The following is a 13,925-nucleotide window of genomic DNA, read 5'->3' on the forward strand; positions in this document are numbered from 1 at the left end:
CGCAGCCCGCCTCGACAGTGTAACCCCTACCGCCCATTCCACCGCCGGATCACCGGCTCCGTCAGATCATGCTCATAGCCGAGCACACTGACACTTGCCGTGTCCAGCACGAACTTCTCGCCACCCTCCGGCGGCAGGCCGAGCCAGCGGGCGGCCAGCACGCGGAGGAAGTGGGAGCTGGAGAAGATCAGAACCGGGGCGTCGAGGGTGCGCAGTTCGGTGATGATGCGGTCGGCGCGGGCGCCGGTGGCGGCGGCAGTTTCGCCGTTGGGGCAGCCGTCGCGGAAGAGTTGCCAGCCGGGGCGGGTCTTGAGGATTTCCTTTGTGGTGATGCCTTCGTAGTCGCCGTAGTCCCATTCGGCGAGGTCGTCCTTGATGACGGCGCTGGCGCCGAAACCCGAGAGGGCGCAGGTGTTGCGGGCACGGGCTGACGGGCTCGACCAGACGGCGGCGGGAGTGATCCCGGCAAGGCGGGACGCGAGGCCGCGGGCGGCCTCCTCGCCTTTTGCGGTCAGCGGGATGTCGCTGCGGCCGGTGTGGCGGCCGGAAAGGCTCCACTCGGTTTCGCCGTGGCGCACAAGGGTAATCTCGGGATAGGCCATGACTGCACCTTAATATGCGAAAGCGCGGCCTTGAAGCCGCGCCTGATGGTCAGAACGTGATCTTTTCGAGCGGCGGGCGGACCGCCTCGAATTCCTTGAGCTTGTTTTCGGCCGCCGGAATATAGTTGCGGTTATCGGGCGTCGAATACTGGTTCTTGGTGATCTGGATCTGCATGATGAAGAGCTCGTCCCAGCGGAAGCCGATCTCGGAGCCGGCGAGATAGAATTCCCACATGCGGAAGAAGCGTTCGTCGTAGAGTGCGACCGCTTCGGCCTTGCGCGCCACGAAGCGCTCGCGCCAGGCACGCAGCGTATAGGCGTAGTGCAGCGGCAACACCTCGACGTCGCGCACCAAAAGCCCGGCCTTTTCGATCGCCGGGATGGTTTCGCCGATCGAGGGAATATAGCCCTGCGGGAAGATATATTTCTCGATGAAGGCGTTGGTGGCGAAGCTCGGCTTCGGGCGGGCGATCGAGTGCAGGACCATGACGCCGTCATCGGCGAGCAGCTCGTGCACCTTCTTGAAATAACCGGGGAAATTGCCGATGCCGACATGTTCGAACATGCCGACCGAGACGATGCGGTCGAAGGGCTCGGCCTTCATCGTCCGGTAGTCCTGCAGCTCGAAGCGGACGCGATCGGCGATACCGCGCTTTTCGGCCCGGTCGCGCGAGATCTTCAGCTGCTCTTCGCTGAGCGTGATGCCGGTATGGTCGAGGCCCGGCGTCGCCTCGGCGATATAGAGGCCCATTCCGCCCCAGCCGGAGCCGATCTCGAGCACGCGCTGGTTCGGCTCAAGCAGCATCTTGGCGGCGATATGGCGCTTCTTGGCGACCTGGGCCTCCTCCAGGCTGATGCCCGGCGGATCGAAATAGGCGCAGGAATACTGCCAGTCCTCATCGAGGAAGAGCTCGAACAGGCGCTCGGACAGATCGTAATGATGGGCGACGTTGCGCTTGTTGTGATTGACGGGAAGCCGGCTCTTCAGCTGCTGCAGGGCAATGCGGCCGATGAGGAGCGCCGCCATCGGGATATCGAATATCTCGTTGGTGGTGTTCTGCTTCACCATGGCGAGGAAGTCGTAGATGTTGCCGTGTTCAAGAATGAACCGGCCATCCATATACATTTCGCCAAGCTTGAGGGTGGGGTCGCGGCGGATCAGCTTTTCCGCCTCCTCGTCGGCGATGCGCACAGCGACGAAATCGCCGCTGCCATCCCCGACCGTATGTGTCTCGCCGTTGGCGAGTGTAAGCTTCAGATTACCCTTGCGGATGATTTTCTGGACAATCGATAGAAATCCCGACGCCATGATAAGGCCTCGCAATGTGACAGGACGGTCACATCAACTTAATGCGTCCCTTTCGTCTGACAAGCGCACAGTTTAGCACTCCGGCAACAACGCTGCCAAAGTGTGACATTTTTGCAAATTCTAGTCCTAAGTGCTTATTTTCGCTTCATGGCTTCGGCCAGGGCAGCGCCGAATGCGCCCTGACTTTCCTGTTTTGACGGTGCGGAGCGCGAAGAATTTTGCGACCGGGGCGCGTTGTTTGCCCGCGACTCGCCCCGCGGCGGGGGTGCGCCGGCATCGTCCTTGCGCATCGAAAGAGCGATGCGCTTGCGCTTGGCATCGACCTCGACGACGCGAACCTTGACGACATCGCCGGCTTTGACGACCTCATGCGGATCCTTCACGAAACGGTCGGCGAGCTGGGAGACGTGAACCAGACCATCCTGATGGACGCCGATATCGACGAAGGCGCCGAAAGCCGCGACATTGGTGACGGTGCCTTCCAGCGTCATGCCGGGCTTCAGGTCGGAGATCTCGTTGATGCCTTCGGCGAAGGTCGCGGTCTTGAAGCTCGGGCGCGGGTCGCGGCCGGGCTTGTCGAGCTCGGCGATGATGTCCTTGACGGTCGGCAGGCCGAACTGCTCGTCGATGAACTTGCGCGGATCGAGGCCCTTCAACAGCACGCTGTCGCCCATCAGCGAGCGCAGGTCGCGTCCGCAGGCGGCGACGATCTTCTTGGCTACACCATAGGCTTCCGGGTGCACGGAGGAAGCATCGAGCGGCTCCTTACCGTTCGGGATGCGCAGGAAGCCGGCGGCCTGTTCGAAGGTGCGATTGCCGAGGCGGGCGACCTTCAGGAGGTCCTTGCGGCTTTCGAAGGGGCCGTTCTGATCGCGGTGGACGACGATGGAATCGGCAATCGAGCGGCTGAGACCGGACACGCGGGCGAGCAGCGGCGCCGATGCCGTGTTCAGATCGACACCGACGGCATTGACGGCGTCTTCGACGACGGCATCGAGCGAGCGGGAGAGCTTGCCCTGGTCGACATCGTGCTGGTACTGGCCGACGCCGATCGACTTCGGCTCGATCTTGACGAGCTCGGCCAGCGGATCCTGCAGGCGGCGCGCGATGGAGACGGCACCGCGCAGCGAAACGTCGAGATCGGGGAACTCGGCGGCGGCTGTCGCCGAAGCCGAGTAAACGGAGGCGCCGGCTTCGGAGACGATGACCTTGGTGGGCTTGGCGCCCGGAAGCTCGGCCAGCATGTCGGCCACCAGCTTTTCGGTCTCGCGGCTGCCGGTGCCGTTGCCGATCGAGATCAGCTCGACATTGTGCTTGCGGATCAGCGAGGCGAGCTCGACCTGGGCGCCGCGCACGTCGTTTCTCGGCTGGAACGGATAGACGGTGGAGGTGGCGACGACCTTGCCGGTGCCATCGACGACGGCGACCTTGACGCCGGTGCGGATGCCCGGATCGAGGCCCATCGTGGCGCGCGAACCGGCCGGGGCCGCCAGCAGCAAGTCCTTGAGATTGCGGGCGAAGACGTGGATCGCCTCTTCCTCGGCGCGCTCACGCAGCTCGCGCATCAGGTCGAGCGACAGCGACATGGAGAGCTTGACGCGCCAGGTCCAGGTGGCGACATCCATCAGCCAGCGGTCGCCGGGGCGGCTTGAGCCGATTTCGTAGGCGCTAGCGATCATCCGCTCCACCGGCTTGTTCGGCGATGCGGTCTCGGCATCGGCCTCGATCGTCAGCGTCAGGATTTCCTCGTTCCAGCCGCGCAGCATGGCGAGCGCGCGGTGGCCCGGCGCCGTCGCCCAGCGTTCGGAATGGTCGAAATAGTCGGAGAACTTCTCGCCGGCCGCCTGCTTGCCATCGACGACCTTGGCCTTCAAGAGGGCAGCACTGCGCATATGGGCGCGCAGCTTGCCGAGCAGATCAGCATTTTCGGCGATGCCTTCGGCGACGATATCGCGGGCGCCTTCGAGCGCCGTCTTCACATCGGGAACATCGGCGGTGATATAGGCCTCGGCGAGCGTTGCGGGTTCCTTCGAGCGGTCAGCGAGGATGGCTTCGGCGAGCGGGCCGAGGCCGCGTTCGCGGGCGATCTCGGCGCGAGTGCGGCGCTTCGGCTTGTAGGGCAGATAGAGATCTTCGAGCTCGGCCTTGGTGGCGGCGCCCGAAAGCTTGCCCATCAGTTCGTCGGTCATCTTGCCCTGTTCGGAGACGGACGAGATGATCGCCGCGCGGCGCGCTTCGAGTTCGCGCAGGTAGACCAGCCGCTCGGCCAGGTTTCTGAGCTGCGTATCGTCGAGCCCGCCGGTCACTTCCTTGCGGTAGCGGGCGATGAACGGAACGGTCGCGCCCTCATCCAGCAACTCGATCGCCGCCTTGGCCTGATCCGGCCGGGCATTGATTTCCGAGGCGATGACTGCGGCAAGCGAACGAAGATCGGCGGCCATGGGTTTTCCTGCGCGTTGACGAAAGTTGCGGGACCATAGCGGCGAAAAACGGCAAGGCAATGCCCGAGGGCGGTTTCCACAGAGGAAGGTGAGCGTATGGGGATGTAGGTGAGCTCCGAGCGTGGCCGCCCCCCTCTGCCCTGCCGGGCATCTCCCCCACAGGTGGGGAGATTGGCTGGGCGCAACCGCTCGCTCCAACATTGATTGTTTGGGGACATGCGCGCAACGAGTCGATCTCCCCACCTGTGGGGGAGATGCCCGGCAGGGCAGAGGGGGGTATCACGGGCAAAGACCTCTCATTTGAAACACCACCGACGAAATGCCCTACCCTCCCCACCACGCGGCGTTTTTGCGGTTGTGCAGATGCGGCATTCTTTGGTAGCAGAGGCGACCGTTTTGGACCGTCCCGAACCCGGTGACGCAAGGAAAAGTGACATGCCTGATCTGCTTCTAGAACTCCGCTCCGAGGAAATTCCGGCCCGTCTGCAGCGCAAGGCTGCCGGCGACCTGAAGAAGCTCGTTACCGATGCGCTTGTCGAAGCCGGTCTTTCCTATGAAGGTGCGCGCGAATACTGGACGCCGCGGCGCCTGACGCTCGATATTCGCGGCCTGACGGCGCGCTCCGCCGATGTGCGCGAGGAGAAGAAGGGCCCGCGCACCGACGCCAACGAAAAGGCGATCGAAGGCTTTCTGCGCAGCGCCGGGCTTTCCTCCATTTCCGAAGCGCAGGTTCAGAGCGATCCGAAGAAGGGTGATTTCTACATTGCCGTCATTTCGCGCGCCGGCCGTGCGGCGGACGAGATCATTGCGGGCGTGATGCCCGGCATCATTCGCGATTTCCCGTGGCCGAAGCCGATGCGCTGGGGCAAGGCCTCCGCCAAGCCCGGCTCGCTGCGCTGGGTGCGCCCGCTGCAGTCGATCGTCTGCACCTTCGGCACCGAGCACGAAGAAACGACCGTCATCCCCTTCGAGATCGAAGGCATCGTCGCGTCGAACGTCACCTACGGCCACCGCTTCCATGCGCCTGATGCCATCACCGTCAAGCGCTTCGACGACTATGCGGCCAATCTGGAGAAGGCCAAGGTCATTCTCGATGCCGAGCGCCGCAAGGAGATCATCGCTTCCGACGCCGCCAATCTGGCTTTTGCCAGCGGCCTTGAGCTGGTCGAGGACGAAGGCCTGCTCGAAGAGGTCTCCGGCCTCGTCGAATGGCCGCAGGTGCTGATGGGCGCCTTCGAGGAAGACTATCTGTCGATTCCCTCCGAGATCATCCGCCTGACGATCAAGACCAACCAGAAGTGCTTCGTCACCCGCAAACAGGGTGAGGAGACGCTTTCGAACAAGTTCATCCTGGTTTCCAACATCCAGGCGACCGATGGCGGCAAGGAAATCATCCACGGCAACGGCAAGGTCGTGCGCGCCCGCCTTTCCGACGCGCTGCATTTCTGGAAGCGCGACCAGGGCAACCTGCCGGACCTCGAAACGCTGGAAGCTTCGGCAAAGGCGTTCGATCTCGACCTGAAGAAGCCGCTCGACCAGCGCATGGCGAAGCTCGATGCGCTGAACGTGACCTTCCAGGCGAAGCTCGGGACGCAGGGCGAGCGGGTGCAGCGCATGCGGGCCATGGCCGCGAAGATCGCCTTCCCGCTTAGCGCCGACCACAAGCTGGTCGACCGGGCCGTCGTGCTGGCCAAGGCGGATCTGCGCACCGAAGCCGTCGGCGAGTTCCCGGAACTGCAGGGTGTCATGGGCCGCAAATACGCGGCGCTGCAGGGTGAAGATACCGCCGTTTCGACGGCGATCGAGGACCACTACAAGCCGCAGGGCCCGTCCGATCGCGTACCTGACGACAAGATCGCCATCAGCGTTGCGCTCGCCGACAAGCTCGACACGCTGATCGGCTTCTGGGCCGTCGATGAAAAGCCGACCGGCTCCAAGGACCCGTTTGCGCTGCGCCGCGCCGCGCTCGGCGTCATCCGCATCATTCTGGAGCGCAACGTTCGCCTGACGCTCTTGCCGCGCATCGTCAGCCATATGGGCCGGATCGATGACGACATCGCCGACAAGGCCGGAGTGCCGAAGGCGGAGCAAGGCGCAGACCTGTCGCGCCAGCTCGACCTTCTGTCGTTCTTCCACGACCGCCTCAAGGTCTACCTGCGCGATCAGGGCGCCCGCCACGACCTGATCGATGCCGTGCTGACGCCCGAGACGGACGATCTCCTGATGATCGCCCGCCGCGTCGAGGCGCTGACGGCCTTCATCACCTCCGAGGACGGCAAGAACCTGCTCGCCGGCACCAAGCGCGCCACGCAGCTGCTCGCCGCCGAAGAGAAGAAGGGCACCGTGGTTGCCGACGGTGTTTCCGAACCGCTCTTGAAACTCGATGCCGAGAAGGAGCTGTTTGCGGCCGTCGCCCACGCCTCCGCCGAAGCCTCGGAGGCGATCGTCAACGAAGACTTCCGCTCGGCGATGGCTGCGCTGTCCAAGCTGCGGGCGCCCGTCGACCGCTTCTTCGAGGACGTGCTCGTCAATGACGAGGACGCTGCGATCCGCGCCAACCGCCTGGCGCTGCTGCGGCTGATCCGCGAAGCGACGGGTACGGTTGCCGACTTCTCGAAGATCGCCGGGTAATCCACATTCTGCCGTCATCCTCGGGCTTGTCCCGAGGATCTACCGGCCGAACCGTATCATGAAACTGCAGATCCTCGGGATAAGCCCGAGGATGACGTTGGGAGAGACGGGTGAAGGCCTATAATATCGAAGTCCTTGCACAACCCGTTTCCGAGGAAGGGCCGCGTGGCGGTGGCTGGTGTTTCGGCCTGCCGCCGGGCATCAAGGAAGAACAGTGGCCGCTGGATGCCAACACCGGCTATCCGCTGCAGCACGGCTTCACGCTGCTGCTGCCGCCGGAATACCGGGGCTTCGGGCCTGATATCGTCGCCCTCTCCTTCTTCGGCAGCGCGCATGACGAAGACGAAGGCCGTGTGGCCGAAATTGCGGCGCTGATTGCCGATCCCGATGCCAGCGAACCGCGCGACAGCGATCTCTATCCCTTCTGGATGAGCGAGCGGCTGAGCCATCCGCGGCTTTACCGGATTGCGGATTTTCTCGGGCGCTCGCATGCGGTGATCCTGCTCACCGAAGCGGAGTTCAACGCGCCGTTCTGCCAGCCGCCGCGGCTGAGGCCGAACAAGTATCGCGACCGCATCCGCCGCCCCGAATGGCTGGCGCGCGGCGCGGCCGCCGTCTATCTCGACGATCAGAGCGAGAATTACGGCCTGCTGCAGATGCTCGGCGACACAGATCATGCCGACCTCTTCTATAACCGCGCTCTCGACGTCACGCCGCGCGCCGAAGACCCGAACGCCGGCATTGCGCCGCGCGACGAATGGGCGGCGGCGGAAACGGGCTACCAGGCCTTCTATTACTGGGAAGGCGACGAGGTGGAGGAAGAGAACTACCGCGAGCATGCCTGGGCGGCCGATCACCTCCCTGATCATATCGGCGGCTCGATGCGCCCGGCGCAGAACATTCCCGATATCAGCCCGTACTATATCGAGTTCGAGGAATATCTGGGGGATTCAATTTCGGCGGCGGCAATGCCTGGCTGGATTTGCAGACGATGAGCTTCGACTGGGCACAGTAGGCGCGGCACAAACGTTCAAGACCGCGCCACCGCCCTGATCTACCACTGCCCGGCAAGATGGAGATCAAAATGGCTGAGACCAAGACGTATAGCGCGATCAATTTCGCCGAGAAGCTCGCGAAATTCAGCGACCAGTGGCAGCCGCGGGTGATCGCGGAGCTGAACGACTACCAGTTCAAGATCGTCCGCATCGAGGGCGATTTCATCTGGCACGATCATCCGACGACCGACGAGGCATTCCTGGTGCTCGAGGGCGTGCTGCGGATCGATCTGCCTGACGGCGCCGTCTCGATCGGGCCGGGCGAGATGTATGTCGTGCCGAAGGGCATCAAGCATAAGCCCTATGCCGCCTCCGAGGTGAAGATGCTGCTGATCGAGCCGCGCGGCACGCTGAACACCGGCGAGGAAGGCGGAGAGCGCACGGCAAAGAGCGATCTCTGGATTTGAGGAAAGCGGCTGGCGGAGAAGACCGCCAGCCTGCTGTTGCGGCTGATATCACCGCTCCTTCTGCATCTTGGCGATGGTGAGCGTTTCGTCGGCGCGGCCATAGCCGCCGTCGGCCACTTCGTCGACGAGGACCATCGTATAGGGGCGCACGCCCTCGCCGAAATAGCCGACGAAGATGGCGGTGGTCTTGTGGATGAGGTCTTCCTTCTGCTCGGCGCTCATCGTTCCCTGCGGGACCTTGAAATTGGCGAATGGCATGGTCGTCTCCTTGGTTGGACCAGTTGATGACCAGAGGCTACGCCGCCGCTAGACATACTTGAAATCGATAGTCGATATATGCATTCATCCACGCCATGGATTTACACGGTATCGATCTCAACCTTCTCGTCGCCTTCGATGCGCTGATGCAGGAGCGCAGCGTCACCAAGGCAGGCATCCGCATCGGCCGGACGCAGCCGGCGATGAGCGCCGCGCTCTCGCGTCTGAGGGCGCTGTTTCAGGACGAGCTCTTCGTGCGCGGCGTGGATGGATTGCAGCCGACGCCGCGGGCGGTGGATCTGGCGGGGCCGCTGCAGCAGGCGCTCACGGAAATCCAGAGGACGCTCTCTTTCACGCAGAGCTTCGAGCCCGGGACGGCACGGCTCACCTTCACGCTCGGGCTTTCCGATCATCCGGCCTTCGTGCTCTTGCCGCAGCTCGTCCAGCGCCTGCAGGAGATCGCGCCCGGCATCACGCTGCAGGTCCGCAATTTCAGCGCCCGCGACGATGCCGTAGACATGCTCGATTCAGGTGCGGCGGATGTGACGATCGGCGTGCCCCCGGCATCGGCGGGGCGCATCCTCAGCCAGCCGCTGTTCGAGGAGCGCTTCGTCTGCATCCTGCGCAAGGGGCATCCGGCAGCCGAAGGGACACTCGATCTCGATACATTCCTCACGCTCGGACATCTGCTGGTCTCGCCAGAGAATGACCGGTTCGGGCATGTCGATGCGGCGCTTGCGAAACAGGGCCTGAAGCGCCGGCTGGCGCTGACGCTGCCGCATATGTATGCGGCCCCTCTCCTCGTTGCGCAGTCCGACATGATCGCGACGCTGATGGCGGGTGTCGTCAAGGCATCCGGGCGGGAGAGCGAATTGCGGCTGCTGGAGCCGCCGGTCGAGCTGGCGCCCGTGCCCTTCGTCATGTCCTGGCACCGGCGCAACGACGCCCATCCGGCACAGCGCTGGTTTCGCGAGACGATTGCGGCACTGCCGGTTGCGGACGCTTCTCCAAAATGACACGGCCGCCGGATTGCTCCGGCGGCCGCTAATGCTGGTCTTGATGAAAATGTCTGTAATAAAAACTCAGGCTGCGCGGCGGTGCTGGACGGCCGGTGCGGCATGGGCAGCATTGCCTATGCGGAACCCGCGGATCAGGCCGAGCAGTTCGTCGGTATCGGCAGCCAGCGTTTCGGCCGAAGCGGTGGTTTCTTCCGCCATCGCCGCGTTCTGCTGGGTTGCCGCATCGAGCTGGTTCATCGAGGACGAGATCGAGCGCAGCGTGGTGTCCTGTTCGGAGGCGCTGTGGGCGATCTTGGCAACGATTTCGTTGGCCGACTTGATCTGATCCGAGATGCGCTTCAGGGCTTCGCCTGCTTCACCGACCAGACGGACGCCGTGGTCGACCTGGCTGGAGGAACGGGCGATCTGATCCTTGATTTCCTTGGCGGCAGCGGCCGAGCGCTGGGCCAGTTCGCGGACTTCCTGGGCGACAACAGCAAAGCCCTTGCCGGATTCACCGGCACGCGCTGCTTCGACACCTGCGTTCAGAGCGAGCAGGTTGGTCTGGAAGGCAATCTCATCGATGACGCCGATGATCTTGCTGATCTCTTCGGAGGACTTCTCGATGCCGCTCATCGCGGTGATCGCTTCGGTGACGACTGCATCGCTGCGCGAGGCTTCGGTGCTGACTTCGCGAACGCGCTGGCTGGCCTCGTGTGCACCTTCCGCGGTCTGGCGGACGGCGACGGTGAGCTCGTCGAGAGCGGCCGAGGTTTCTTCCAGGCTGGCGGCCTGGCGCTCTGTGCGCTGCGACAGTTCGTTCGAGGCGCGGCGGATTTCTTCCTTGGCGACGCCGATGTCACCGCCCTTGGCGCTGACCTTGGCCATCGCAGCTTCGAGATGCTGGAGAGCATCGTTGAAGTTGTGGCGGAGCGCTGCATACTTCTGGCCGATATCGGCGCAACGGACGGTCAGGTCGCCGCGAGCGATCTGCTCGAGGGCTTCGCCGATCGTGGAGACGACGCGGGCCTGGGCCGAGGCTTCGTCCTGCTGACCGCGCAGGTTGGTCTCGCGCTCGGTTTCCAGCGCCAGGGCCTGAACCGCTTCGCGCTCAGCCATCGCATGACGCTCGCGGATCTTTTCCTGCAGCGACTGGGTGGCCTTGGCCATCATGCCGATCTCGTTGTTCATGCCGGTATGCGGAATGACGACCGAGACATTCTCGTCGGCAACGGCCTGCAACGTCTTGTGGACGTCCTTGAGCGGGCCGGAAATGCCGCGGATGACGGCATAGGCAGCGATGACGGCCAGAACGAAGAGGATGAGGCTGGCAGTCAGGGCCTCAAAGACCTTGCCGCGGATCTGCGCGTCGAGATCGTCCATATAGACGCCTGTTACAACCACGACCTTCCAGGGGTCGAAGGCGAGCGCATAGGCGGTCTTGCGGAAATCGCCGGCCGGCTGGCCGGGCTTGGCGGTCGAGTAATATTCGACGAGGCCGCCGCCCTGCTGGCCGAGCTTGACGAGTTCTTCGCGGTAAAGCTTGCCCTTGCTGTCCGGCTGGCCCTTGTTGAACTGGCCGACCTTCGAGGCGTCGTAGTGGAACATCATCTGGATGTCGTAGCTATAGCCGAAGAAATAGCCATCCGGATCGTATTTCATGGCGTTCAGCGTGGTGTAGGCCTGTTTCTGGGCGTCTTCCAGCTTCAGCTCACCGGAATCGACCTTCGCCTGGTACTGCTTGAGAACGGAGACAGCCGACTGGACCTCCGAACGGAGCATGTCGTAGCGCTCCTTATAGATCGCGTTGACCGAGGACCGGACCTGCAGCGAGGTGGCGATCGCAAAGGCGAGCATCAGGCCGGTAACCAGCAAAATCAGTTGTTTTGAAATCTGCAATTTTTTCATAATGCCCCGCAGCGGAAAGGACGAAAAGGACTCCGGCGCGGTGTGATACCGCCTGTGTCAGCAGGTCTGGACGACCGCTTAAACCGCTGCTCAAGAACATGCAGCGGCCGGCAGGTGGACAATGGCATGCGAACGGCTAAAAAATCCTTAAAAATCAGTAGGCGTTCGCAGAAAAATCATTATAAATCATGAGCTTAACTCGATTCACCGGGCAAATGCCCGGTGATGTCAGGTCAGCGGATTTCGGATGCTTCGGCGGCCTGAAATCAGGCCGCGCGGCGTGCCGTTACCGGGGCGGCATGGGCAGCATTGCCGATGCGGAAGCCGCGGATCAGGCCGAGCAGTTCGTCGGTATCGGCCGCCAGCGTTTCGGCCGAAGCGGTGGTTTCTTCCGCCATCGCCGCGTTCTGCTGGGTTGCCGCATCGAGCTGGTTCATCGAGGACGAGATCGAGCGCAGCGTGGTGTCTTGTTCGGAGGCGCTGTGGGCGATCTTGGCGACGATTTCGTTGGCCGACTTGATCTGGTCGGAGATGCGCTTCAGGGCCTCGCCTGCTTCACCAACCAGACGGACACCCTGGTCGACCTGGCTGGAGGAACGGGCGATCTGATCCTTGATTTCCTTGGCGGCAGCGGCCGAGCGCTGGGCCAATTCGCGAACTTCCTGAGCGACGACGGCGAAGCCCTTGCCGGATTCACCGGCACGCGCTGCTTCGACACCTGCGTTCAGAGCGAGCAGGTTGGTCTGGAAGGCGATCTCGTCGATGACGCCGATGATCTTGCTGATCTCTTCCGAGGACTTCTCGATGCCGCTCATCGCGGTGATCGCTTCGGTGACGACTGCATCGCTGCGGCTGGCTTCGGTGCTGACTTCGCGAACGCGCTGGCTGGCTTCGTGTGCACCTTCCGCCGTCTGGCGGACGGCGACGGTGAGCTCGTCGAGAGCGGCCGAGGTTTCTTCCAGGCTTGCGGCCTGGCGCTCGGTGCGCTGCGACAGTTCGTTGGAGGCGCGGCGGATTTCTTCCTTGGCGACACCGATGTCACCGCCCTTGGCGCTGACCTTGGCCATCGCAGCTTCGAGATGCTGCAGGGCGTCGTTGAAATTGTCGCGGAGTGCAGCGTATTTCTGGCCAATATCGCCACAGCGGACCGTCAGGTCGCCGCGGGCAATCAGTTCGAGCGCCTGGCCGATGGTGGTGACGACGCGCGTCTGGGCCATGGCCTCGTCGCGCTGACCGCGCTGGTTGGCTTCACGCTCATTGTCGAGCGCCATCTGCTGGGCGGCTTCGCGCTCCGACATGGCGTGGCGTTCGCGCACCTTCTCCTGCAGTGAGCGAGTGGCGCGGGCCATCATGCCGACTTCGTTGTTGAGACCGGTATGCGGGATCGCGGCATCGACGCGCTCGTCGGCAACGGCTTCGAGAGCCTGATGCACATCCTTGAGCGGGCTGGAAATGCCGCGGATGAAGTAGAAGGCAGCGCCGATGCCGGCGAGGAAGACGATGCCGCAGGCAATCAGGGCCTTCCACATCGTTGCGTTGATCTGCGCCTGCAGGTCATCGAAATACACACCGCAACCGACGACGAGCTGCCAGGGGGCGAAGGCCTTGGAATAGGCGCCCTTGAGGAAGACGTCGCTGTCGGGCTGGCCAGGCTTGTTCCAGAAGTAGATCGTCTGGCCGCCGCCTGCCTTGCCCTTGTCGACCATTTCCTGGCTGAAATGGGTGCCGCGCTTATCGACCTGGCCGCTCATGTCCTTGCCGATATTGACCGGGCTCGGATGGAAGCGCTGGACGACGTCGTAATCGAAGCCGAAGACATAACCGGCCGGCTCGAACTTGACCTTGGAGAGAACCTTGAAGGCTTCGGCCTGGGCGGCCTCATGCGTCATCTCGCCGGACTGTTCGCGCTCGTAATAGGTATTGAGCACCGAAATGGCGCTTTCGACCTGCGTGCGCAGCAGATCGAAGCGGTCGTCATAGATCGACTGAGACGTGGTGCGGATCTGAAAATAGGTGGCAACGGCGAAGGCCGCCATGAGCACACCGACAAGAGCGAAAAGCTGGTGGGCAATCTTGAGCTTTTTCATAATTGTCTCGTGAAAGTGGTGAATTCGCAAAAACACCGGATCGGGTAAACTCCCGTCCTTTGCGCGTGTCACCACGCACTTTCAGCAAGCGCAATCATGCTCGCTCCGGTCCTCCGGTGGCTAGAATTATGGTCAATGGTTAAACGATGAATTAACGATATCGGGGCCGGGAACGGTCAATTATGAGTCCCGTTTTTTCGCATAAGCGCATGCGTTGCATGAGTAATTT

10 protein-coding genes are annotated in these 13,925 nt (G+C 62.9%); 4 read left to right on the top strand and 6 right to left on the bottom strand.

What is annotated here, in order from left to right:
* Positions 1-26: 26 nt before the first annotated feature.
* The 3 genes from F2982_RS03760 to F2982_RS03770 all read right to left on the bottom strand — a co-directional run bounded on the left by F2982_RS03760 (position 27) and on the right by F2982_RS03770 (position 4,352).
* Complete coding sequence (locus F2982_RS03760; protein ID WP_203429277.1) at positions 27-602, bottom strand: histidine phosphatase family protein; 576 nt, start codon at positions 600-602, stop codon at positions 27-29.
* 49 nt (positions 603-651) lie between these two features.
* Positions 652-1,911 (bottom strand): cyclopropane-fatty-acyl-phospholipid synthase family protein, encoded by a 1,260-nt coding sequence (locus F2982_RS03765; RefSeq protein ID WP_203429278.1) that lies wholly within the window; start codon positions 1,909-1,911, stop codon positions 652-654.
* A gap of 134 nt (positions 1,912-2,045) precedes the next feature.
* Positions 2,046-4,352: a Tex family protein gene (locus tag F2982_RS03770; protein ID WP_203429279.1), complete on the bottom strand. Its 2,307-nt coding sequence runs from the start codon at positions 4,350-4,352 to the stop codon at positions 2,046-2,048.
* A gap of 435 nt (positions 4,353-4,787) precedes the next feature.
* On the opposite strand from F2982_RS03770, the gene glyS reads away from it, so the two are divergent.
* The 3 genes from glyS (at position 4,788) to F2982_RS03785 (ending at position 8,445) form a co-directional block, all read left to right on the top strand.
* A complete protein-coding gene (gene glyS, locus F2982_RS03775) occupies positions 4,788-6,983 on the top strand; it encodes a glycine--tRNA ligase subunit beta (RefSeq protein ID WP_203429280.1) in 2,196 nt (731 codons plus the stop codon).
* A gap of 110 nt (positions 6,984-7,093) precedes the next feature.
* Complete coding sequence (locus F2982_RS03780) at positions 7,094-7,978, top strand: hypothetical protein (RefSeq protein ID WP_203429281.1); 885 nt, start codon at positions 7,094-7,096, stop codon at positions 7,976-7,978.
* Between the two features lie 89 nt (positions 7,979-8,067).
* Entirely contained in the window at positions 8,068-8,445 is a 378-nt protein-coding gene (locus F2982_RS03785) for a cupin domain-containing protein (RefSeq protein WP_203429282.1), read from the top strand.
* A gap of 48 nt (positions 8,446-8,493) precedes the next feature.
* On the opposite strand, the gene F2982_RS03790 is transcribed toward F2982_RS03785, so the two are convergent.
* The gene (locus F2982_RS03790) at positions 8,494-8,703 is read right to left on the bottom strand and encodes a tautomerase family protein (protein ID WP_112719292.1); all 210 of its coding nucleotides are present in this window, start codon (positions 8,701-8,703) and stop codon (positions 8,494-8,496) included.
* Between the two features lie 95 nt (positions 8,704-8,798).
* Here F2982_RS03790 and F2982_RS03795 point away from each other — a divergent pair, with 95 nt between their 5' ends.
* Positions 8,799-9,719 carry a LysR family transcriptional regulator gene (locus F2982_RS03795; RefSeq protein ID WP_203429283.1) on the top strand — a complete coding sequence of 307 codons (921 nt, stop codon included), beginning with the start codon at positions 8,799-8,801 and terminating at the stop codon, positions 9,717-9,719.
* A gap of 66 nt (positions 9,720-9,785) precedes the next feature.
* Here the strand turns inward: F2982_RS03795 and F2982_RS03800 are convergent, their stop codons facing one another.
* Both F2982_RS03800 and F2982_RS03805 read right to left on the bottom strand, forming a co-directional pair.
* Positions 9,786-11,609 carry a methyl-accepting chemotaxis protein gene (locus F2982_RS03800; protein ID WP_203429284.1) on the bottom strand — a complete coding sequence of 608 codons (1,824 nt, stop codon included), beginning with the start codon at positions 11,607-11,609 and terminating at the stop codon, positions 9,786-9,788.
* 266 nt (positions 11,610-11,875) lie between these two features.
* Positions 11,876-13,696: a methyl-accepting chemotaxis protein gene (locus tag F2982_RS03805; RefSeq protein ID WP_203429285.1), complete on the bottom strand. Its 1,821-nt coding sequence runs from the start codon at positions 13,694-13,696 to the stop codon at positions 11,876-11,878.
* Between the last annotated feature and the right edge of the window lie 229 nt (positions 13,697-13,925).

Source organism: Rhizobium sp. BG4, from assembly GCF_016864575.1.
Taxonomy (GTDB): domain Bacteria; phylum Pseudomonadota; class Alphaproteobacteria; order Rhizobiales; family Rhizobiaceae; genus Rhizobium.

Bases quoted from the DNA above. Each gene is read 5' to 3' on its own strand.
- F2982_RS03760 (WP_203429277.1), bottom strand. From the start codon at position 602: ATGGCCTATCCCGAGATTACCCTTGTGCGCCACGGCGAAACCGAGTGG.
- F2982_RS03765 (WP_203429278.1), bottom strand. From the start codon at position 1,911: ATGGCGTCGGGATTTCTATCGATTGTCCAGAAAATCATCCGCAAGGGT.
- F2982_RS03770 (WP_203429279.1), bottom strand. From the start codon at position 4,352: ATGGCCGCCGATCTTCGTTCGCTTGCCGCAGTCATCGCCTCGGAAATC.
- glyS (WP_203429280.1), top strand. From the start codon at position 4,788: ATGCCTGATCTGCTTCTAGAACTCCGCTCCGAGGAAATTCCGGCCCGT.
- F2982_RS03785 (WP_203429282.1), top strand. From the start codon at position 8,068: ATGGCTGAGACCAAGACGTATAGCGCGATCAATTTCGCCGAGAAGCTC.
- F2982_RS03790 (WP_112719292.1), bottom strand. From the start codon at position 8,703: ATGCCATTCGCCAATTTCAAGGTCCCGCAGGGAACGATGAGCGCCGAG.
- F2982_RS03795 (WP_203429283.1), top strand. From the start codon at position 8,799: ATGGATTTACACGGTATCGATCTCAACCTTCTCGTCGCCTTCGATGCG.
- F2982_RS03800 (WP_203429284.1), bottom strand. From the start codon at position 11,609: ATGAAAAAATTGCAGATTTCAAAACAACTGATTTTGCTGGTTACCGGC.
- F2982_RS03805 (WP_203429285.1), bottom strand. From the start codon at position 13,696: ATGAAAAAGCTCAAGATTGCCCACCAGCTTTTCGCTCTTGTCGGTGTG.